24 protein-coding genes are annotated in these 21,601 nt (G+C 34.9%); 3 read left to right on the top strand and 21 right to left on the bottom strand.

Annotation, left to right across the window (positions count from 1 at the left end; translation table 11 throughout):
* Positions 1 to 294: 294 nt before the first annotated feature.
* Together rbr and ACU68W_RS06290 are read right to left on the bottom strand one after the other, a co-directional pair.
* Positions 295 to 879 (bottom strand): rubrerythrin, encoded by a 585-nt coding sequence (gene rbr / locus ACU68W_RS06295; RefSeq protein WP_094207833.1) that lies wholly within the window; start codon positions 877 to 879, stop codon positions 295 to 297.
* An 82-nt stretch (positions 880 to 961) separates the two neighbouring features.
* Positions 962 to 1,222 carry a G5 domain-containing protein gene (locus ACU68W_RS06290; RefSeq protein WP_094207834.1) on the bottom strand — a complete coding sequence of 87 codons (261 nt, stop codon included), beginning with the start codon at positions 1,220 to 1,222 and terminating at the stop codon, positions 962 to 964.
* A 176-nt stretch (positions 1,223 to 1,398) separates the two neighbouring features.
* Between ACU68W_RS06290 and ACU68W_RS06285 the strand changes: the two genes are divergently transcribed.
* Positions 1,399 to 2,127: a YdjY domain-containing protein gene (locus tag ACU68W_RS06285; RefSeq protein WP_094207835.1), complete on the top strand. Its 729-nt coding sequence runs from the start codon at positions 1,399 to 1,401 to the stop codon at positions 2,125 to 2,127.
* 110 nt (positions 2,128 to 2,237) lie between these two features.
* On the opposite strand, the gene ACU68W_RS06280 is transcribed toward ACU68W_RS06285, so the two are convergent.
* The 7 genes from ACU68W_RS06280 to ACU68W_RS06250 all read right to left on the bottom strand — a co-directional run bounded on the left by ACU68W_RS06280 (position 2,238) and on the right by ACU68W_RS06250 (position 6,663).
* Positions 2,238 to 2,855 (bottom strand): hypothetical protein, encoded by a 618-nt coding sequence (locus ACU68W_RS06280; RefSeq protein WP_446756302.1) that lies wholly within the window; start codon positions 2,853 to 2,855, stop codon positions 2,238 to 2,240.
* Positions 2,856 to 2,932: 77 nt separating this feature from the next.
* Complete coding sequence (locus ACU68W_RS06275) at positions 2,933 to 3,949, bottom strand: hypothetical protein (protein WP_094223999.1); 1,017 nt, start codon at positions 3,947 to 3,949, stop codon at positions 2,933 to 2,935.
* The gene (locus ACU68W_RS06270; RefSeq protein ID WP_094224000.1) at positions 3,946 to 4,461 is read right to left on the bottom strand and encodes a prepilin-type N-terminal cleavage/methylation domain-containing protein; all 516 of its coding nucleotides are present in this window, start codon (positions 4,459 to 4,461) and stop codon (positions 3,946 to 3,948) included. The genes ACU68W_RS06275 and ACU68W_RS06270 overlap by 4 nt, the downstream gene beginning before the upstream one ends.
* The gene (locus ACU68W_RS06265) at positions 4,436 to 4,759 is read right to left on the bottom strand and encodes a prepilin-type N-terminal cleavage/methylation domain-containing protein (RefSeq protein WP_094224056.1); all 324 of its coding nucleotides are present in this window, start codon (positions 4,757 to 4,759) and stop codon (positions 4,436 to 4,438) included. Before ACU68W_RS06265 ends, ACU68W_RS06270 begins: the two co-directional genes overlap by 26 nt.
* Complete coding sequence (locus tag ACU68W_RS06260) at positions 4,743 to 5,213, bottom strand: prepilin-type N-terminal cleavage/methylation domain-containing protein (protein WP_311437618.1); 471 nt, start codon at positions 5,211 to 5,213, stop codon at positions 4,743 to 4,745. The genes ACU68W_RS06265 and ACU68W_RS06260 overlap by 17 nt, the downstream gene beginning before the upstream one ends.
* Positions 5,203 to 5,754 carry a hypothetical protein gene (locus tag ACU68W_RS06255; RefSeq protein WP_094224002.1) on the bottom strand — a complete coding sequence of 184 codons (552 nt, stop codon included), beginning with the start codon at positions 5,752 to 5,754 and terminating at the stop codon, positions 5,203 to 5,205. The genes ACU68W_RS06260 and ACU68W_RS06255 overlap by 11 nt, the downstream gene beginning before the upstream one ends.
* A gap of 156 nt (positions 5,755 to 5,910) precedes the next feature.
* Positions 5,911 to 6,663, bottom strand: coding sequence for an N-acetyltransferase (locus tag ACU68W_RS06250; protein WP_094209232.1), 753 nt, complete (start codon positions 6,661 to 6,663; stop codon positions 5,911 to 5,913).
* 173 nt (positions 6,664 to 6,836) lie between these two features.
* Here ACU68W_RS06250 and ACU68W_RS06245 point away from each other — a divergent pair, with 173 nt between their 5' ends.
* Both ACU68W_RS06245 and mnmH read left to right on the top strand, forming a co-directional pair.
* Entirely contained in the window at positions 6,837 to 7,568 is a 732-nt protein-coding gene (locus ACU68W_RS06245) for a TraX family protein (RefSeq protein WP_446756301.1), read from the top strand.
* A gap of 92 nt (positions 7,569 to 7,660) precedes the next feature.
* Complete coding sequence (mnmH, locus tag ACU68W_RS06240) at positions 7,661 to 8,680, top strand: tRNA 2-selenouridine(34) synthase MnmH (protein ID WP_094224004.1); 1,020 nt, start codon at positions 7,661 to 7,663, stop codon at positions 8,678 to 8,680.
* Positions 8,681 to 8,744: 64 nt separating this feature from the next.
* Here the strand turns inward: mnmH and ACU68W_RS06235 are convergent, their stop codons facing one another.
* The 12 genes from ACU68W_RS06235 to mnmE form a co-directional block, all read right to left on the bottom strand.
* Entirely contained in the window at positions 8,745 to 9,653 is a 909-nt protein-coding gene (locus ACU68W_RS06235; protein ID WP_446756300.1) for a putative ABC transporter permease, read from the bottom strand.
* Positions 9,654 to 9,686: 33 nt separating this feature from the next.
* Complete coding sequence (locus ACU68W_RS06230) at positions 9,687 to 10,043, bottom strand: hypothetical protein (RefSeq protein ID WP_242428076.1); 357 nt, start codon at positions 10,041 to 10,043, stop codon at positions 9,687 to 9,689.
* Between the two features lies 1 nt (position 10,044).
* Positions 10,045 to 11,016: a phosphate acetyltransferase gene (gene pta / locus ACU68W_RS06225; RefSeq protein ID WP_154254677.1), complete on the bottom strand. Its 972-nt coding sequence runs from the start codon at positions 11,014 to 11,016 to the stop codon at positions 10,045 to 10,047.
* A gap of 24 nt (positions 11,017 to 11,040) precedes the next feature.
* Positions 11,041 to 11,529, bottom strand: a complete 489-nt coding sequence (locus tag ACU68W_RS06220) for a DUF4446 family protein (protein WP_446756299.1) — start codon at positions 11,527 to 11,529, stop codon at positions 11,041 to 11,043.
* Entirely contained in the window at positions 11,516 to 12,673 is a 1,158-nt protein-coding gene (locus tag ACU68W_RS06215; protein ID WP_446756298.1) for an aminotransferase class V-fold PLP-dependent enzyme, read from the bottom strand. The genes ACU68W_RS06220 and ACU68W_RS06215 overlap by 14 nt, the downstream gene beginning before the upstream one ends.
* A complete protein-coding gene (locus ACU68W_RS06210; protein WP_446756297.1) occupies positions 12,673 to 13,308 on the bottom strand; it encodes a cyclodeaminase/cyclohydrolase family protein in 636 nt (211 codons plus the stop codon). Before ACU68W_RS06210 ends, ACU68W_RS06215 begins: the two co-directional genes overlap by 1 nt.
* The gene (locus tag ACU68W_RS06205) at positions 13,305 to 14,114 is read right to left on the bottom strand and encodes a ParB/RepB/Spo0J family partition protein (RefSeq protein WP_446756296.1); all 810 of its coding nucleotides are present in this window, start codon (positions 14,112 to 14,114) and stop codon (positions 13,305 to 13,307) included. Before ACU68W_RS06205 ends, ACU68W_RS06210 begins: the two co-directional genes overlap by 4 nt.
* On the bottom strand, positions 14,114 to 14,860 hold the full coding sequence (locus tag ACU68W_RS06200; protein ID WP_446756295.1) for a ParA family protein: 747 nt from the start codon (positions 14,858 to 14,860) through the stop codon (positions 14,114 to 14,116). Before ACU68W_RS06200 ends, ACU68W_RS06205 begins: the two co-directional genes overlap by 1 nt.
* Before the next feature lie 52 nt (positions 14,861 to 14,912).
* Complete coding sequence (locus tag ACU68W_RS06195; protein ID WP_446756294.1) at positions 14,913 to 16,145, bottom strand: competence/damage-inducible protein A; 1,233 nt, start codon at positions 16,143 to 16,145, stop codon at positions 14,913 to 14,915.
* A 1,463-nt stretch (positions 16,146 to 17,608) separates the two neighbouring features.
* Positions 17,609 to 18,301 carry a 16S rRNA (guanine(527)-N(7))-methyltransferase RsmG gene (rsmG, locus tag ACU68W_RS06190; protein WP_446756293.1) on the bottom strand — a complete coding sequence of 231 codons (693 nt, stop codon included), beginning with the start codon at positions 18,299 to 18,301 and terminating at the stop codon, positions 17,609 to 17,611.
* Positions 18,301 to 20,184 carry a tRNA uridine-5-carboxymethylaminomethyl(34) synthesis enzyme MnmG gene (gene mnmG / locus ACU68W_RS06185; RefSeq protein ID WP_446756292.1) on the bottom strand — a complete coding sequence of 628 codons (1,884 nt, stop codon included), beginning with the start codon at positions 20,182 to 20,184 and terminating at the stop codon, positions 18,301 to 18,303. The genes rsmG and mnmG overlap by 1 nt, the downstream gene beginning before the upstream one ends.
* A gap of 1 nt (position 20,185) precedes the next feature.
* Entirely contained in the window at positions 20,186 to 21,544 is a 1,359-nt protein-coding gene (gene mnmE / locus ACU68W_RS06180; protein ID WP_446756291.1) for a tRNA uridine-5-carboxymethylaminomethyl(34) synthesis GTPase MnmE, read from the bottom strand.
* Positions 21,545 to 21,601 lie beyond the last annotated feature (57 nt).

The following is a 21,601-nucleotide window of genomic DNA, read 5'->3' as shown; positions in this document are numbered from 1 at the left end:
TTCCTCTCATATATCTGCCACATTTACATTTACGTATTCCGTGTAGTTATTGGACTTTGCTTTGTTGTGCAAGTTTATTCTACGTAACTGCCTTATGTGATTTCTATTCGTCAGACCAAGAGTTTGCCTAGGGCTTCCTTCAGATTCCACCTCACGATGGACACGCTTGCCTTCGGATATCTGTTTCCCACTACTGGGCACACTTAGGACTTACACCTGTTAGAATATACTCATGCCGAGCGCACATAAAAAACCCCAAAAGTCGCAAAACTTTTGAGGTTTGAATTCTTGTTTTTAATAAGTTTCTTTGAAGATTTCGAAGAATCCTTGTGGATGATCACATGCTGGGCATTTCTTTGGTGCTGTTTTACCTTCGTGAATGTAGCCACAGTTGTTGCATTTCCATAAGTATACTTCTTCTCTTTCGAATACTTTTTCTTTTTCGATGTTTTCTAATAATTTTCTGTATCTTTTTTCGTGAGCTTCTTCAACTTCTCCGATTTCAGTGAATACGTGTGCGATTTCCTTGAAGCCTTCTTCTTCAGCGATTTTGGAGAATTCTGGATACATTTCAGAATTTTCGAAGTGTTCTCCTTCTGCTGCTGATTTAAGGTTACTCTTAGTGTCTCCTAAGTGAACTGGGAATCCTGCTTCGATTTCTATTTCAGCATCTTGTAAATCTTCACTCAAAAACTTCATGAATCTTTTTGCGTGAGCCATTTCGTTTCTTGCTGTTTCTTCAAAAATCATAGAAATTTGAACGTATCCTTCTTTTTTTGCTGCGTTAGCAAAGTATGTATAACGCATATTTGCTTGACTTTCCCCTGCAAATGCAGCCATCAAATTAGTAGCTGTTTTGGTACCTTTTAAGCTTGCCATAAATTTTCCCCCTTGTAAATTTGAATGAATTTAACAATTCATTTCTATTAATACTATACCACAAACGTAAAATTTTATCACATTACATGTCAGATTTGTTCAAGTTCAAATCGTTAATAATCCCCTTTGTTCCAACTTTTATAACCGTTGGAGAGCCTTCTTCGATTATTTCTTCCTTTTTAATTGTCGGTTGTCCGTTGATATCTTCGTAGTACAATTTTTTAATCGTAGGTGTTCCCTTTTTTATTATGATTTCTTCACCTTGACGCATATTATTATCGTAAATTTTCTTAGGTTTAGGATTTTCTTCTACAATTGCCACGTCTTCTCCGTATTTTTTCACACTAATCACCTCTTTTATTATTATACCTTAGATTTCATTTATTTACTCAGCTTATAAGTAGTGTGTTATTTATTTGATTTTACAATAAATGACCATATAAAACTGTGATAAAATATAGCTATAGTATTAATGAATGAAACGAAAATAATTAAACTATTTAAAGAAGGGATGATTTTATGAAAAAATTTAAGATTTTGGCATTATTATTAATGGCAAGTTTAATGTTCGCAGGATGTTCTAAGGAAGATAAAAAGGAAACAACTTCTACAGAACAAAAAACTGAACAAAAGACTGAAGAAAAGAAAGAAGAAAAAACAGAAGAAAAAACTGAAGAAAAGAAGGAAGAAGCTCAAGAACCAACAGCTGATAATCCTATGATTGTTGACGAAGCTAACAAACAAATCAAAGTCTACGCTGAAGTTAATGATAAATTCAAAAAAGAAAGCACAATGCACGCTATCGTAGCAAAATCTGGTAAAAATAACGAACAATCAATGTTTGTTTCTTATGCTAACCAAAATGATTTGTACGATGCATTAGAAAAAATCGGTGCAAAACCAGGTAACAATGTTACAATGGACAACATGGGAAAAGAAGCCGTTAAAGGTGATAAGATTGATCTTACATTCAAGTTCCAAGGATCAGATAATGAACAAGGAATTAATGATGTTATAAAAGATTCTTCAGGAAAAGAAATAGACATTAGATTTGGTGGTAACCAAAAACCAGCAAAAGATATGAACACAGGTTGTATGACATGTTTGCAAAGTTGTCCTTTGGGAATAACTTCAAACGCAAATCAATTAATTGGCGCTGACGAAAAAGACGGAGTTAAATATACTTTGGCTGATTCAGTTCCAGCTGATAAAACACCTGTTGTTATCACTTATAAATTAGCTAACTAACCATTTCATTTAAAATTCTCTATTTAAAAAGGTAGGCTTTTATTAGCTTACCTTTTTAATTTTTGTATGTATTTGCATTCAAAAAACGCCCACAGTTGTGAGCGCTTGTGTTATAAGAAAACAATGTTTGTAGTTTCTATCCAATTTATCACTATGTTGTAAATGAAAAGTCTAACAAATCTCAAGCCAATGTACAAAGACATGAATGTGATGATGACGTAAGGTATTTTCTCAAATTTGAAGTTTTTGATGTTAAGTCCCAAGAAAAACAACAATATAACGAAAGCTTCTGCAATAACAATGTAAACTCCCAGTGGATAAAGTGCCATTGACATTGCTGCTTGAAACATAACTAATAGCAATATGCTGTAGTTTTCGTCTTCTCGCCAATCATCTTTTACGAAAAACTTGTTAGCTACTCTGTAAATTATTTTGAATTTAAGAATAGCAAACGCAAATATGAACACGCATCTTATCGCAAAATAAATGTATCCTACGAGAAAGTTTCTCCTGATAAATGCAATTGTGTCAAAGCTTGAATAATATTCCAAAATAGCTGTGATGATAAAAGCTAATAATCCCATTTTAAACAAGCCGTTTTTTTTATTTTTGAATCGATTTTTCGGAAGTTCCAGTGTTTCTCCCATAAACTCGAAAATCCCGTATACATTATCGTAAAGCTCAGATTGTTTGCTATTCATTTCACCTATTTTTTTAAATTTTTTCATAAGCAAACCCTCCCCTTTTCGCTTATCATATATATATTATACATCATTTCAAAGTAGAGTTTCAATCATTCCATCGATTATTTGTAATAACTACCCGCAAACTCGTATTTTTTACTCGTGTATTTTGTTTTATCTTCTGTAAATTTTATGTCGACCTCTTTCGTTGATAAATATTCTCCATTTACTTTATAACTATCTGCGTTGAAATTTTTGAGTATCAATATCCCATTAACCGTAATTTCAGGAGTTTTTTGGATTTTTTCATTTTCTACATAATACACGTTAGCCTTATCGATGAACACTCCATCTATTGTAACATCGTTAAGTATCGTGATATCATCTGAATCAATTACAATGTTTTTCTCTTTTGTGGAAAATTGTACTAATTTAGTCAGAAATTCATCATCTATTTCTATTTTTTTATCTCCGTCATTTTCTTCATAGCCATTTCCCTTTTCATCTTCCGAAACTTCTTCGTTGTTTTGATTTGTTTTTTCGGCTACGAATTCATTGTATTTTTCATCAGCGACCTTTTTGTCCACAAAATACGTTTCATCATTCAATGAAAATATTAAACAATCTTTTATTCCGATGCTTTTCTTTCCTTCAATGATTTCCGGCAACAGTTCATCGATCTTTTCTTCTGATATAATTCTTTTTTCAAAAGGATTTTTCCTATTATACACCATTCTAGTCGTTACTCTGGATCCATTATTGTCTGGATAATCACTGGTGTTTTCTGCAAATCTATCTCTTGGATACTCACTTGTAAACGAAAAAACTTTAGTATCTCCTTTTTTTTCTGTAAAAAAGTTGACCTTTGTTGGAGCCCTGAATTCGGGCATGTCTGTAGTCTGAATATCAAATGTTCCATTATCAGAATTTTCACTCAATTTTTTATCAAAAAGCTTTCTCTTATTAATTATTTTGACTTTGGAATAAGCAATCGCTTTGGCTTGAATGTAGTCGTATTTGTAGGCGTTGACAGTTCTGATATTTTTCACTTGAACTATCAAAAACACAATTACAATCATCAACACGAATATCATGTATAGCGCGTAAATGCTAATGTAGGCTTTGGATTTTCGTTTCATTTTACCTTATCTCCAATGTAGACTACCAGTTTCTTTCCATTTTCTTTTAAATAAATGTAGTTGTCGTCATGACTAAATGTGAAATCATCGGCGTTGTCCTTGAGTTTGTTCTTAGTTATCCTACCGTTGGGCCCGTGTTCTTTTAAATCATCAAAACTACTGGGATCTGTAAAAGCGTATCGTATGATTTTGCCATTTTCTTTTGTAAAATACACATAATTTTGCTTATCATCAATGTATTTTACAAGTACAAATCCCATTGATTGATCGAAATGAGTCCAATTTGGCTTTTCTGTAATTACAGACCTTGACCTTTCGATTTCGTTTTTTATGTAATATGCGCAGTGGTCGACATCGTCTACGTTGTTTTTCAGAGTAAAACTCGACTGCATAATTTTAAAATTAGTCTTAAACGATAGGAAAATCACACCCAAAACTACGGAGAATATAAACAAACTCACCATAACTTCAAGCAACGTAAATCCCCTACTTTTCTTTGTAAAATGACACATCTTTCGTGATATCTCCATTAGTTACACTGACATTTACCTTAACCAAATCTCCCACATCATCCTTCTTTACCACGACTTTTGAATTCTCATCAACAATTGAATCATCCACATCACCGTGAGCTTTCAAATATTCCACAGAATTGTCCAAATCACGTAGCACAACATTTTCAGTGTAGGATTTATCCTGCATCGTAATCACATTTTTAAGCTGTGGATAGTACACTACGACACAAAGACTCACCAAAAACAATGCAAACAAAACCTCAAGCAGTGTAAATCCCTTATTTTTTCGTCTCATCCACATCCACTCTCCCTGTCGCTATGTAACAATTTATCCTGTATGTTTTGTTTTTCGTTTCGTAATAAATAGTCGGAAAATGTGTTGCTGCAGAAGATTTGGATATATTTGCGCCAATATTTCCAAAGTCTATAGTATTTTCTCCACCTTTATTTAATCGAAGTGTTCCATTTTTCAAATCTCTTTCAAAAAGATTCTTCATTTTATTAGAATCGTAAAAATAATAGGAATTTGTGTCGAATCGAAATTGAATACTTCGTCCTGCATTCATTGCTACACTTCTGGCACTTTTCAAATCGCTAACAAGCGTATTAATCTCTTTTCTACTTGCAACATCAGTTTTGAAGTCGTATTTAAAAACGCAAATCATAATCACAACAGAAATAATGAATAGACTCACCATCACCTCTATTAAACTGAATGCCTTAGCTTTCATTTTTAATTTAGAAAACATTTCCCATCACCACATACAATAAAAAAGAAGACCAAATCACAGGAATGAATGCAATCTCCTCATTATCTTCTTTTCTTAGAATATAAATCAAAGCCCTGATTCCACTAATAATCCCAAGATAAAACACAAAACTCACTAAATCTGTGAGGCTTTTGCTCATGCCAAGTCCTAGAATAATCAAACAATCCACATTACCCATAAACTTTTCCTTGGTGAAAAAATTAAGCATCAAAATAACCAATAATAGCAGAAAACTCGTCAGGAAAAAACTCGAAAACACAGAAACAATAATGCTACAAATGATGAAAAACAAAACATTAATCCAGTACACCTCATTAGTTTTGAAATCATCAACCATCATGTCGCTACAGCCAAGTAATAAAGCAAAGTCGTGGATTGATGTAGTACTCGTAATTCGGAATATCGCATACAAAAACACCGAAATCAACGCAAACACTCCAACGTTTTTGATGGACAATCTCTTCAAATATAAATCCATCAAACATTTAGCCATCAACATCAAAACTATTATGGTTTCCATATTTTCCTCCATAACAATATTATATTATATTTTTAGCTAAAATAAACATTTTTTGTATTGGTTGATTTCGGTCGGTAAAGCTAGTCAATTATTTTACGTAAATAATCGCTGTCTATTATGCGAATTTCCATTCCTTCTATGTAAATCGCCTTGTCTTCAGCGAACTTCTTCAATTAATTTCAAAAATTTCTTTTCATTCTGTTGATCATTGGTAATCCATTTTCCATCATAAAACAACGCATAAGTAGTGCATGGAGTGGGAGCTTGTTGTGCTTGTTGTTTGGTATGAATGTGAACTGTTTTGAAGGAAATGTTGTTTTCTTGTGCGATTTTTTCTAGAATAGGAACGTATTTTGCATTGAATGGGCATTGATTGGTATAATACAAGACAAATCCTTTTTCTTCTATGTGTGGATTTTTGGCTTGTGTTTTGAATTTCGGGATCGAATTATTTTCATCAAATGGCAAATACATTAGATTTATTCCACAATCAGACTCATCGGCTACACGAAATCCTTTTTTTGACAAATATTTTGGATCAGATAGGAATGGCTTTTTCTTTTTAGAAGAAAGTATACACAGACCAATTTTACCTTGTGATTTTGCATCTTGGATACATTGATTGAGCAAATCATTTGAATATCCGTGGCCTTTTAATGCTCCTGAAACCCAAAAACAATCAATATACATATACTCATCGGCTTCAATTGGAATCCACGCATCTTCAGCTGGTATGTATTCAATGAAACATTTACCCCTTTTTTCCGATTTGATGAATACAAGACCATCGTCAAAGCAGCTTTTCATCCATTCTTTTTTCGAACAAACTTGGATATCATTGTTGTTTGATAATGCACAACATATATGTTCAGTTTCTATATTGTCTTTTGTTACGCGTATATATTCCATGAATTTTCACCCCATTTTTATTTTATTATATACTATTTTAAAGGTTATATGCTCTTTGTTGTGTATGTATAATTTATCGCTTTAGTTATTCTCTTAATTTCTGTAAATGAAAATATTGCAAATTTGTTCAAATTATTGTATCATACAGTATACTCAAAATTTAAGGAGGACAAATGGATATAAATAAAAGATTTGAACACGATAAATTAAAAAAATTTCAGATATTTAACGCAGCTCAGCTAAAATACATTGCGTTTACATCGATGCTGATAGATCATGTTAACAACTCAATTGTAACACATTTTTTAAATGGAAAAGGAGCATTGTTGTATATATCGAACTTTCTATCGATATTAGGAAGAATTGCATTTCCTATTTTTATATTTTTCATTGTTGAAGGATTTTTCAAGACACACGACAGGGCGAAATATCTTCGAAACTTGTTGGTTTTTGCGGTGATTTCAGAAGTTCCGTTCGATATTTTCACATCGAAGGTATTATTCGATCCGTATTGGAACAATATGATGTTCACGTTGGCTTTGTGTCTTGTAACTGTGTGGATAATTGATTATATTAAAGATAAGTTTAAGAACAGGGTACTTTGGTATATCGCATCTGTTGCAATCGTCGCTGTTTTCGGATTCTTGGCGATGTATTTAAGCTTGGACTACGATTATCATGCGATAATTCTAGCTTACTTGTTCTACATTTTCTACGACAAGCCAGTGATTTCCGCGGGTCTTGGATATTTGTCGATTATCAAAGAAGTGTATTCCTTCTTGGGATTCGCCTTTACTGTGACATACAACGGAGAACGTGGAAAACAAAACAAATTGGTAAACTATCTATTCTATCCAGTTCATATATTGATACTTGGACTTGTTAGAATGTATTTTAATTTTTAATTGGGAACTTGTGATTAGCAAGTTCTTTTTTTATTGCAAATCTCTTTTACAAACGCAATAAAAGGTGTATAATTAGTATTTTGGAGGCCAAAATGTTCGTAGCAAATACTTATGAAGAACTTATAAATATGGAAAATATAATATTTGTCGATGTTAGAAGCGAATACGAGTTTCAGAAAGAAACCATACCAGGATCTATCAATATTCCGATACTAAATAACGACGAAAGAGTGGAAATCTCAACGATTTATGATGCAGGAGATCACGAATGTGCAAAGAAATTGGCGATAAGATATGCATCTGTAAAACTAGAAGACATTTACATGAAGTTATTGGGTTTGAGTGAAAATCGCAACGTCTGCTTGTTTTGTTACAGAGGATCAATGAGAAGTACGGTGCTTTTTAATATAATGAAATCCATGGGGCTTGACATTTACAGGCTAAAAGGAGGATACAAAGCTTACCGTAAACATATTATTGAAAACTTAGATAAGCTTATTAATTCACACGAATACGTAAATATCAAAGGCTACACTGGTGTTGGAAAGACAGAAATTCTGAATATTTTGCAAAATTCTCGCAAAAACGTCCTCAACTTGGAACAACTTGCAAACCACAGAGGCTCCATCCTTGGAAATGCCGGATTGAAAAATCAACCATCGCAAAAAATGTTCGAAAGTTTGTTGTTTGATAAGCTCAAAAGTTTCGATAATTCTCCTGTTTTTGTGGAATGTGAAAGTAGCAAAATAGGAAGAATTAATGTTCCCAAATCTTTGAGACAAAAATACAACGGTTCACATCATCAAGTTATGATAAATTCAAGCCTTCAAGATAGAATAGATAGAATAAAAACAGATTATTTGAAAAATTCCGATGCTTTGGAGGATATTAAAAAAGGGATAAATCATTTGTCCAAATACATTGGCAAGAATAACTCCTCCATTTTGATTGATAAACTAGAGGACGAAGACTACGATTATGTGATAGAAAGTTTGATTACGAAATACTACGACATCAATTACGCAGTCAAAGCAAAAGATTTTGAACTGGAAATAAATAATGAAAATAGCGAAAAGTGTGCCGAAGAAATAATGAAATTTTATGCAAAATAATTCTGTATAAATATGTGTTTTGAATACAGCAAAAGCAGATGCCGTATAAGACATCTGCTTATTTTTATTTTTTGTAAGTTATATCGTTTCTCTTTGCAACTCTTTGTATGCTTTTTTGGTGAGTTTGTAATCTTTTAAGCCTTTTATCATAGACTTTGTCGATTCTATCGTGGATTAGTCCGACTTTTTCAGCGCTTTCAACTCTTTCATCCAACAAAGTTTTGAGCTTTTCTTTGAGGTTGGTTTCTCTTTCAATTCTGTCTTCTAATATTTTGGCGCTGTTTTCTATGAAGGATTTCTTGATTTCCACTTGTTCTATTCTGTCACGAAGTGCACTTTTAAGTCCCGACAAATCAGCTTCAAGTGTTTGCGATCCTTCCAACGCTTTGAGCTTGACATCTTTTCTGATTTCGTTCAAATATGCTTCCATTTTTTCTTGATATTCAATTATATATCTAAATCCATAAGCTTGTTTTACTGAAATCACAACATCTACAGCGAATATCGCCATTAGAATGTAGATCACGAAGTTGTAGTTTGAGTTTTTGATTTTTTCAGTGAGTTCAAGTATATATTTGTTGGAATAATTCATCATGAATATGGACATAACTCCGAAAAACAGTGATGATCTGAGGCATATCAGCCCTTTTATGTTCATAAATCTTTTTGTGTAATCCCAATATCTTACTTTGAATATTTTTTCAATTAAATATCCTGTTATAAACTCCAATGCCGTTGCAATTATAAGTCCCGAGAAAAATATCACGATGTAAGAATCGTTGAATCTCTCTATTGCGTGATCCACAAAAAGCGTGATGAACACTGCTCCAAACCCATATATTGGAAGTAATGGTCCGTACAAGAACCCCCTGTTTGTGAGTTTCTTTTGTCCAGCGCTTACCCAGATTACTTCCCAAATATATCCGATTACTGCATAAAAGAAGAACATATATATGAAATTAATTAACTCCATTTTATCTCCTTATAGACAAAGATAGGCTTTCACCTATCTTTGTGTTTTTGATTTATTTTTGTATATTATTGTATAAACTAGATGTATGATTATTGCAAACGCAAATGGCATATATATTCTACTAAACGAAAATTCTTTCAAATATTTGACTATTGCCATTATGGAAACCACTGCACTTGCAACCAAATACAATCTCAATTCCTTCAAAGATGATATGTCCTCATCTCTTCTGTCGTAAATCATTTTAGTCACGACTAATAACGATGCTACGAAAACTACTAGCATAATTCTTGTGAAATTCTTACCTGATACTGCGATTTCTACTAAAAATCCAGAGAACAACAAGAATATGACATATGTTATTAGCGTGAACAGTCTATTATTTTTCACTTTATAATGCTTGGGCAGCTGTTATTATAGCTAGCTTGTACACGTCTTCTTCGTTGCAACCACGAGACAAATCGTTAACTGGTTTTGCCATTCCTTGCAAGATTGGTCCTATTGCTTCAAATTTTCCTAATCTTTGAGCAATTTTGTATCCGATGTTACCTGCTTGTAAATCTGGGAATACGAACACATTTGCATTACCTGCTACGTTTGAACCTGGAGCTTTTTGTTTTCCTACAGATTCAACGATACTAGCGTCAAATTGTAATTCTCCATCGATTGGAAGTTCTGGTGCCATTTCTTGGGCAAGTTTAGTAGCGTTGGCAACTTTTTCTGCAAATGGGTGTTTTGCAGAACCTTTTGTAGAGAATGAAAGGAATGCAACTTTTGGATCGATATCGTATAGTTTTGCAGTTTCAGCACTTACAACCCCAACTTCTGCTAATTGTTCTTCGGACAATTCGATGTTGATGGCGATGTCTGAGAATACGTATCTTTCGCCGTTTGGTCCAATCATAACCATTGCTCCTGATACAAGTTTTGTACCTGGTTTTGTTTTGATGATTTGAAGTGCTGGTTTTACAGTGTCTCCAGTTGAGTGAACTGCGCCTGATACAAGTCCGTCTACTTCGTCACAATAAAGCATCATTGTTCCGTAGTAGTTTACATCTTTAAGCATAGTTCTTGCTTGTTCTTCAGTGTTTTTGCCTTTACGTCTTTCAACAAATTTGTCTACTTTTTCATCGAAATCAGAAGCATTTAGTGGATTGATGATTTTAACCCCTTCAATGTTCAAGTTTTCTTGGTTTGCTAATTCTTTGATTTTTTCTTCATCACCTAAAATTACAGGAGTAATGATTTTTTCTTCGTTCAATCTCGCTACTGCTTTTAAAATTCTTAATTCTTCTCCTTCAGGAAATACTATCTTTAAGTTTTTGCCTGAGATTTTTGATTTTAATGATTCAAATATATCCATCTTCTTCTCCTTTATTACAATGTTCTATTTTAAAGCTTTCTTCAAAGCTTCATTTTCTTCTTCGCTTAGTTTTTCGCTACATTTAGCGTTTGTTATGATTTTGATGTAGCTTGTAGATTGTTCTCTTCCGAAAATCGATGTGATTATAAGCCCGTTGTCATTGGCATCCAACAAACATAGTGAATATGAGAGTTTGTTAGTCAAATACTCAAATGCATCGTAGTTTACAAGACCAATTTTTTGAAGTGATATTGCTTGTAAAGTTTCCACAGATTCCAATGTTTTGGACAATTCTTCGATTCTTTTTTGATTTGCCACGATATCTGTAGAATTTTGATTCAAAATATCTTCAATGTCACCATCTTGTGCTCTGAAAAGCGCATCGTATCTTCTTTTGACACGGTTTACTTTTTTGTTGACGATGTTGATTTTACGGAAATTGATTAAGGAAACTAATGCCACAAACACCACAAGAACTATCAATATTGTGTTCAACGCATTAGATTGCCCCATCTTTGTCTCCTCTGTTGATTTCCTTCAAAGCTTCGATAGCTTTGTCAACTTCTTCTTCTGTGTTGAAATGTCCAAATGAAAATCTTACCGCACCAATGTCTTGGGTGTGTATCGTCTTGTGTGCAAGTGGCGCACAGTGAATTCCAGCTCTTGTTGCGATATCGTATTTGTCATCTAGGATGTAAGCCAATTGGCTAGAGCCTATTCCTTCAACATTCACAGGTACTACTGGTCCTTGGTATTCATCCAAACTTCCGTATAATGTGATACCATTTTCGTCTTTCAAACCATTTATAAATCTGTCTTTAAGACTATTTTCATGATCTCTAATGTTTTTCAAACCTTCTTGTTTGATGAAATCAACTCCTGCAGAAAGTGCATAAATCGCAGGTCCGTTGATAGTTCCAGCTTCTAATCTATCGGGATATTCGTCAGGTTGCTCTAAATCTTGTGAATGAGAGCCGGTTCCGCCTTGTTTCAAGCTTTTGACATCAATTCCTTCTTTTATATACATAGCTCCCGTTCCCATTGGCCCAAACAATGATTTGTGTCCAGGGAAACACAACACATCTATAGGCATATTTTTCATATCAAAATCCAAATATCCCATAGCTTGTGCAGCATCCACAATGTACAAAATGTCGTGAGCGTGCATGATTTCGCCGATCTTGCAGAAATCAACGATAGTTCCTGTCAAGTTACTCATAGCAGTTGTCACGCAAACTCTGGTCTTGTCAGTGATTGCTTCTTCAATCTTTTTGACATCCAAAATCCCACGTTCATCTGCATACACAACAGTCAAATCGATAAATCCGTCTTCTTGCATTTTGTGAAGCGGTCTAAGAACTGAATTGTGTTCCAAAGATGTCGTGATAACGTGGTCGCCTTTTTTCACAAGGCCTTTGATTGCCATGTTCAAGCTATCTGTACAGTTCAATGTGAAAATCAAATTAAGAGGATTCGTTCCGCCAACAAATTCCTGGATGTTCATTCTAGAATTAAAAATCGCCCTATCCATTTTAAGTGACAATTTATGTCCACTTCTTCCCGGATTTGCGGCAAATTCTCTCATTGCTTCGTCTAGTTTTTCGTAAACTATCTCAGGTTTAGGAAAACTCGTCGCAGCATTATCGAAATAAGTCATTATACCTCACCTATTTTTTTGTATGAAACTTCTTCAATTTCTCTCAATAAAACTTCTGATTTGTCTTCTAATGCTGTGATTTCATCAGCTACTTTCTTGCTATCTCCAAGTTGTTTCATGTTGATTTTAGCGTTCAACATTACTGATTTCATGCTAGAATGTAATAAATATGCACTTGCAAGAAGGTCTGTTACTGCATATTTATCGATATATTTTGCAATTTGTTTTACAAGTTCCATTGCTTCCATCATAATTCTAGCAGAAGACATTGGAGATTCTGTAGCGATGATGTATCCATCGGCTATCATTTTCTTTCTGTAAGCTTTTTCTTCGTCAGTTTCCTTAGGTAATTTGTATGCTTGAAGAACAGAGTCAAAGCTTTTAGTATCTTCAACCATTTTTTCTTTTAATTCTTCGATAATTTCAGTAAGTCTGTCAACATGACTTCTAATTTCTTGTTGAGTTTCATCGTCTAATGCTTTGAAAGATTTCTTGTCTTCGGTTAGATAGAAACTCATGTTTCCAATGCCTACTCCCAAAAGTGCAGTCAACGCACTTATAGAACCCCCACCTGGAAGTTCCTTTGAGTTTACATTTTTAATAAATTCTTCTAAAGTTTGATCCATAAACATCATAGCTCTAATATCTCCATAATCCTTTCTAAATCTTCATTAGATAGATATTCTATCTCTATACTTCCGCCTTTTCTTCTTGGCTTAATTCTAACCTTTGTAGAGAATTTCTCCAAAAGCCTGTTTTGCAAATCCAACAAATACGGGTCTGTTTCCTTGGACACTTTTTCAATTTCTCTGACATTTGTCTTCTTGGATAATAGCTTATCCAACAACGCTTTTCTCTTTTTCATATCGTCAATTGCAAGTAAACTTCTAGCTTGTGATGATGTGATGTCGCCTTTTTTCAAATGTTCCAGTGACAACTCATCTAAGTTAAGAAGTCTCAATGTATTTGCAATATAAGATCTTGATTTGGACAATTTGTCTGCCAATTCTTTTTGGGTTAAGTTGTAGTTTTCCATCAAGTTTTTGTAAGCTACGGCCTCTTCAACTGCATTCAAATCCTCACGTTGAATGTTTTCGATAAGCGACACCTCTGCCACTTCACTATCTTCCATTTCCTTAACAATTGCAGGAATCTCAGATAAACCAGCCTCTAAGCTTGCCAAAAACCTTCTTTCTCCGGCGATAATCTCGTATTTTTCGTCCTTTTTTCGAACGATAATCGGAGATATTACTCCATACTCTTTGATAGAATTTGCTAACTCACGTATTTTATCTTTTTCAAAATGTGTTCTTGGTTGATCTTCTCTTCTAATTATTTTTGATAATTCGATATTAACAATCGAGTCAGAACTTGTCGTTTCTATAATATTTTGTGGTATTAAAGCGTCTAAGCCTCTTCCTAATCCCTTTTTCCTAACCATTATAAAAATTCCTCCGCTAGTCTCGTATAAGCAATAGATCCTTTGGAATTTTTGTCGTAAGATAACGCACTCATTCCATAGCTTGGAGCTTCTGCTAACCTTATATTACGCGGTATCATGGTCGTAAACACCTTGTCTTTGAAGTATTTCTTGACCTCTTCCACCACTTCCAAACTGAGATTATTTCTACCATCAAACATACTCATAACGATACCTTCTATTTCTAAGTTTTCGTTAAGTGAACTTCTCACCAAATTAATAGTATTCATCAACTGGCTCACACCTTCAAGCGCGTAAAACTCACATTGAATAGGTATGAGGACGGAATTTGCCGCCACCAACGCATTTATAGACAACGTCCCCAACGATGGAGGGCAATCTATAAAGCAAAAATCATATCCACTCACATTAGAAAGTATCTTAGATAACACTTTTTCCTTGTCATCAGTGTTTATAAGCTCCACCTCAACCCCTGACAAATCAGACGTTGCTGGGATTATATCCACGTTTTTTTCTTCAGTTTTGATGATAAAATCCTCATCAAAATCTTCGTGAACCATCAAATCGTATACGCTTTTTTGAAGCTCAAATTTGTTGATTCCAAAACCTGAAGTAGTGTTACCTTGCGGATCCAAATCCACTACAAGCACTTTTTTCCCTTTCAAACCAAGAGCTGCTGACAAATTAACGACGGTAGTAGTTTTGCCCACTCCACCTTTTTGATTAAATACACATATTGTTTTCAAATTTACAGCTCCTTTCATATTTATTATAGCACAAATAAAGTTGTATTTTGTTTTAAAATGTTTCACGTGAAACATTTTCTAAAATCATTAACCTCAACTCTGCTAGTGCGCGGTTTGAAACTCTATTTCTGATTTTATTGCGTTCTCCATGAAGCTGTAATTTTAGCGTTTTTATCGTATTTTTGTAGCCCAATCCAACGTAAACAAGCCCAGCATTTTCTCCTGACGCGAAACCTGTCGTAGATATTGCACAGTCAACATTAAATTTTTCAAACATCCTCTCAACCATCTCAAACGCAACATTCTCACTAACAACATCGTATGTGTCAATAGTTTCAGGATTAACTCCAAGCAAATCAATCTTCGCTTCATTAGAATACACCACCAATGACCTTTTTAAATAATCGCTAACTCCAGACACATTCACAAGTTTGGATGCAATCATACCACCTGTAATGGATTCTGATGTCATAATCGACAAATCATGTTCTTTCAACACCTTGTAGACTGATTCTTCAATTGTTTCGTCATTTTCTCCAAAAACATACATGCCAAGTCTATCTCGAAGTTCTTTTTTCTTTTCAGCAATCATAGAAAGAGCTGTTTGTCTGTCAGATGCTTTTGCAGTTATTCGAAGTATTCTCTTGTCCTTCTTAAAATAAGGCGCAACCGTAGGATTATTTGACGATTCAATGATATCCTTGACCCTTTCATTCATGTCCCATTCTCCAAGAATAGAGATGTTCAACGTTTCAGAAATTATACAGTCCGTCGCAAATTGTTCCAATACTTGTTGCACTTGATTTTCGTAAATAGGCTTCATCTCAGCTGGTGGTCCCGGTAAGAAAAGAATTCTCTTGCCGTTATTCTCAATCATTGCACAATCAGCAGTCCCATTAAAATTTTCAAAAACAATCGCATCTTCTGGGAACATACATTGTTTGATATTGCCTTGGATCGCCTTCTCGTCTTCGTTAAAATACTTCCTCAATTTCGCATAACTTTTTTCGTTAAGAACCATTTTCTTACCAAGACAATCGCAGCAACATTTTTTCGTGATATCATCTTCCGTCGGCCCCAAACCACCTGTCGTTACAATTAAATCATTTTGTTGTAAACCATCTTCAATTTCCTTGTAAAGCCTGTGGTAATTATCTCCAACCACAACCCTCTTGTACACATCAAACCCCAACTCCCTCATTTTAATAGAAAGATAGTTAGAATTCGTGTCCAAAGTGTCACCAAGCAATAATTCCGTTCCTACGGCTATCATTTGAACTTTCATATCTCCTCCATAGTTTATTACCTATATTTTGTTTTACCTGCCATAAAACGCCTCTCAGAGCGTCGTTTTTTTCTCTCTTACAAATAAATTATATCACTAATAAAATTTTGTTTGTAATGTTTCACGTGAAACATTTGTGGATCAAAAATAGAAAAACATTCTTCCCTCATTCATAGCATTGAAAATCTTACGAGAAATATCTTTTCTCTTTTCCTCTTAAATCTATCGAAACAAAAAAGTAGAATTCATTCTTGCCTCTCCCGTAGCAATCCGAATCCCACGAGAAATATTTTTTTCTTTTCCTCATAAATCTTGGCAAACAAAAAAGCAGATTACCGCGATTGACGGAAAATATCATCTGGAGAAAACAACCTCAAATTCAAGCGAAGTGAATCGTTAATAAATTGCACTGTCTGAGCGTTAGCGAGTTTGCAATTTTAGATTCACAAGCTTAGAATTTACTTGTTTTCGTAAACTAGATATTTGAGCCAATCCGGTTTTCTGCTTATTATTGTGAAGTATTCTTTTCTCTCTAGTAGCAATCAAAATCCCACGAGAAATATTTTTTTCTTTTCCTCATAAATCCCCGCAAACAAAAAGCAGATTACCGCGATTGACGGAAAATATCATCTGGAGAAAACAACCTCAAATTCAAGCGAAGTGAATCGTCAAAAATCGCACTGTCCGAGCGTTAGCGAGTTTGCAATTTTAGATTCACAAGCTTAGAATTTGTTTGTTTTCGTAAGCTAGATATTTGAGCCAATCCGGTTTTCTGCTTATTATTGTGAAATATTCTTTCCTCTCTAGTAGCAATCAAATTTCCATAAATACGACTACTTTTTCCTTTTTCTTTATAAATCTAGCGAAACAAAAAAGTAGAATACACTTTCGCTAAGAATATCATACGAAGAAAATAAGCATAAATCCAAGTGAAATAAGTCGTCAAAAATCGCACTGTCCGAGCGTTAGCGAGTTTGCAATTTCAGATTCACAAGCTTAGAATTTGTTTGATTTCGTAAGCTAGATATTTGAGTCAATTCGATTTTCTGCTTATTATTGTGAAGTATTTTCCTCTCTCTCTTGTAGCATTCAAAATCCCACGAACAATTCTATTTCTTACCTTTTCAAACAAAATCCACGCAAACAAAAAAGCAGATTACCGCGATTGACGGAAAATATCATCTAACGAAACAAAAAAGTAGACTACATTTTTGCTAAGAATATCATACGAAGAAAATAAGCATAAATCCAAGTGAAATAAGCCGTCAAAAATCGCACTGTTTGAGCGATAGCGAGTTTGCGATTTTAGGCTTATGAGCTTTGGATTTATTTATTTTCGTAGTCTAGATATTCGTGCAAAAATGTTCTTCTACTTTTAGCATTTGATATAATATTGTCCCTGTTAATAGTCAATTCGGTTTTCTGCTTATCATTTGAAGTATTTTTAACTTAAATTTTCTTTGTTATAGTGGGTTTTTCTTTGGTTTGCCGCCGCCTCGTGGGTATTTCTTCGGAGTTTCTTTAATTTTCTTGATTACAACCAAGCTTCTGTCTTCGTCATCTATTTTGTAATCAATAGTTTGTTCTATTTTCCCGCCGAGGATTTTGATTGCGTTCTCTCCTACGTCTGTTTCGTCGGATTTTCCTTTCATGGCTATCATGTATCCTCCGACTTTCACAAATGGTAGACAGAACTCCGCCAACGTATCAAGCTTTGACACTGCACGTGATATACAATAATCGTATCGTTCTCTGTATTCCGCAGTTCTCGTGCATTCTTCTGCTCTTTCGTGGACTGCTTTGATGTCTGTAAGTTGTAGTTTATCTATAACATCCTTTAAGAAGTCAACTCTTTTTCTTAAACTGTCGAGCAATGTGAACTTCAAATCATTTCGCGCTATTTTTATTGGAATAGCTGGAAATCCTGCCCCAGTTCCCACGTCAATTATAGTTTTGTTTTCCTCAAAGTCGAACAAATTCAACACATACAAGGAATCCACAAAATGTTTCACGTGAAACATTTCTTCTTCAGTGATAGCAGTCAAATTCATTACCTTGTTCTTTTCCAACACCAAATCCATGTATTTTAACAGCAACTCTATTTGATTATCATCCAATTGTATTTCGTAATCGTTCAATGTTTCTTTTAGTGACATTATTTCTTCCTCGTTTCCATATAAATCAGTAAAACGTTGATGTCAGAAGGACTTACACCGCTAATTCTACTAGCTTGACCCAACGATTCTGGTTTGATGTCATTAAGTTTTTGTACAGCTTCATTGGAAAGGCCCATAACTTCCTTGTAATCTTCAATCATATCTAGTTTTCTGTTTTCAAGCTTTTTAAATTGCTTGATTTGACTCATTTGTTTTGCAATGTAGCCTTCGTATTTGATGTGAGTTTCCACTTGTAGTCTCAAATATCTAGGCAGTTCTGGTCTATCAACGTCAAATTCTTCTGTTTTATCGTATGTTAATTCTGGTCTTTTGATTAAATCCAACAAAGTTATGCCTGTTTTAAGTTCTGATGACCCAAGTTTTCTAAGTTTTTCGTTGGTTTCTTCTGTTGGAGTCACCATTATTGACTTCAACCTCTCTATTTCCTCGTCAATCGTCTTCTTCTTGTGAAGCATTTTCTCGTATCTTTCATCTGTCGCAAGACCTATCTCGTGTGCTCTTTCAGTAAGTCTTAAATCGGCGTTGTCTTGTCTCAAAGTCAAACGATACTCGCATCTGCTTGTCATCATTCGGTATGGCTCGTTAGTTCCTTTGGTTACCAAATCATCTATCAATACGCCAATGTAAGCATCAGATCTGTCCAATACAAATGGCTCTTTGCCAAGCAAATTCATAGCAGCATTGATTCCAGCGATAATTCCTTGACCGGCAGCTTCCTCATATCCACTGGATCCGTTGATTTGTCCTGCAAAGAACAAATTATTGATTTCCAAATGTTCCAAAGTTCTCTTTAATATAGTAGGATCGATGCAATCATATTCAATTCCGTACGCACTTCTCATAAATCTCACGTTTTCGAAACCAATGATTGTCTTGTACATTTCTTTTTGCACCTCTTCTGGAAGAGTCGATGACACACCTTGAATGTACATTTCCTTCGTACTCAAACCTTCAGGTTCCACAAATACTTGATGCTCATCACGGTCGGGAAATCTCACGATTTTGTCTTCAATCGAAGGACAATAACGTGGCCCCACACCCTTCACAATACCTGCATACATCGGAGATCTCTCCAAATTATCCTCAATAATTTGTTTTGTTTTAAGTGTAGTGTAGGTCAAATAGCAGTTTTCTTGCTTCTTTGAAATATCCTTACCATCATTCAAAAATGAAAAAGGAATAACATCGTCATCACCAGGTTGCACAGTCATCACTTCGTAGTTCAAACTGTCCTTGTGAACTCTCGCAGGAGTACCAGTCTTAAACCTTCTAAGCTCAATCCCCAAATTTTTCAAAGAATCTGATAATTTCTTAGATGATTTCATACCGTGAGGGCCAGATTCATAAGTGTACTCGCCCATCATCACAAGTCCTTTGAGGTATGTTCCAGTCGCAAGAATCACAGCTCTTGTTGGGAAAATCGCTCCCTGTGCAGTAGTTACGGATTTTATTTTGTTGTCTTCAACACCAATATCCACGACTTCAGCCTCAATCAAATCCAAGTTTTCTGTGTTTTCCAACACGCTTTTCATCTCATCGTGATATTTTCTCTTGTCTGCTTGAACCCTCAATGAGTGAACTGCAGGGCCCTTGGAAGTGTTCAACATTCGAGATTGAATGTAAGTCTTGTCGATAACAAGACCCATTTCCCCTCCCAATGCGTCAACTTCCTTCACCAAGTGACCCTTACCAGTGCCACCGATGTTTGGGTTACAAGGCAAATCAGCCACCGAATCCAAACTAATACTCATAATCGCAGTCTTTAATCCCAACCTAGCTGTGGCAAGGGCAGCCTCGCAACCAGCGTGACCTGCGCCTATAACCACGACATCGTAGGGATTTTCATAATATAATCTATCCATTTTATTTTCCTATACAAAAATCGCTAAAAATCTTATTCAATACATCGTCATCCACAGTTTCTCCAGTGATTTCGCCTAGAATTTCCCAAGCATTTCTCAAATCAACCTCGAAACAATCGATAGGAACGCCAGCTTCCATATCGTGTAGAGAGCTCTCCAAAGATTTAATAGCTTTGTTAATAATATCTCTATGTCTAATGTTAGTAATAATATTGTCGTTATTAGCTTCAATATATCCATCATTAAACATCTCTATAATCTTGTTTTCTAAATCCTCGATACCCTCGTTATTTTTGATTGAAGTGTGAATAACCTCGATTCCTTCCAAGTTTTCATCGAAATCGAATCCCCCATCCAAATCAATCTTGTTCAACAAAACAATCGACTTTTTATCTCTAATAAGATCCAAAATCTTCCTGTCTTCATCGTCAAACTCTCTCGAAGAATCAAAAATCGCAATAATCAAATCCGAATCAGAAATAAAAGACACAGATTTTTCAACACCGATTTTCTCCACGATATCCTCAGTATCTCTAATACCAGCAGTATCGTTAATCTTCAGACTTATCCCGTCCAAATCGATGTATTCTTCGATTACATCACGAGTAGTTCCTGGAATATCCGTAACAATAGCCCTGTTTTCCTTCAACAAAGCATTCAACAAAGAAGATTTGCCTACATTTGGCTTACCAATTATCGTAGTATTGATACCATCTCTGATAATTCTACCTCTGTTTGCACTCTCAGAAAGCTTTTTAAGTTTATCCAAAACTTCCTTACCCTCATTCAAAACAGGAGTGTTATCCAATTCGTCCTGCATATCTTCAGTAAAATTAATAGAATACTCCACATGAGATAGCATATCCAACAATTGGTCTCTCAACTGTTTGATATTTCTGTTAACACTACCCTCCAACTGTTTCATACTCACAGAGTACGCCTTGTCAGTCTTTGCCTTAATCATATCGATAATAGCCTCAGCTTGAGACAAATCAATCCTACCATTCAAGAAAGCCCTCTTAGTGAACTCGCCTGCCTCAGCAAGCCTTGCACCGTTGTTTAACAGAACTTCCAACACCTTTCTCACAGCGACAACCCCACCGTGAGTGTAAATCTCCACGACATCCTCACGCGTGTATGTGTGAGGAGCCCTCATATAACAAACCAAGACCTCATCGACGATCTCATTATCGTCAACAATGTGGCCATAAGTCATTTTTCTATTTATAAAATCAGCATTATCATTAGCCCTCTTGAACACAGAATCAAGCACATCCACACAACCCTCTCCAGTCATTCGAACAATGCCGATTCCCGCTTCACCAGTAGCAGAGCTAATAGCTGCAATACAATCGTCCATATTTAGTCTATCCTTTCATTCTTTATAGCAATATTATATTATATCATACAAAAAGAT

The organism is Finegoldia sp. P2-F-LR (assembly GCF_052932265.1).
This window is presented reverse-complemented; position numbering and strand designations above follow the sequence as displayed.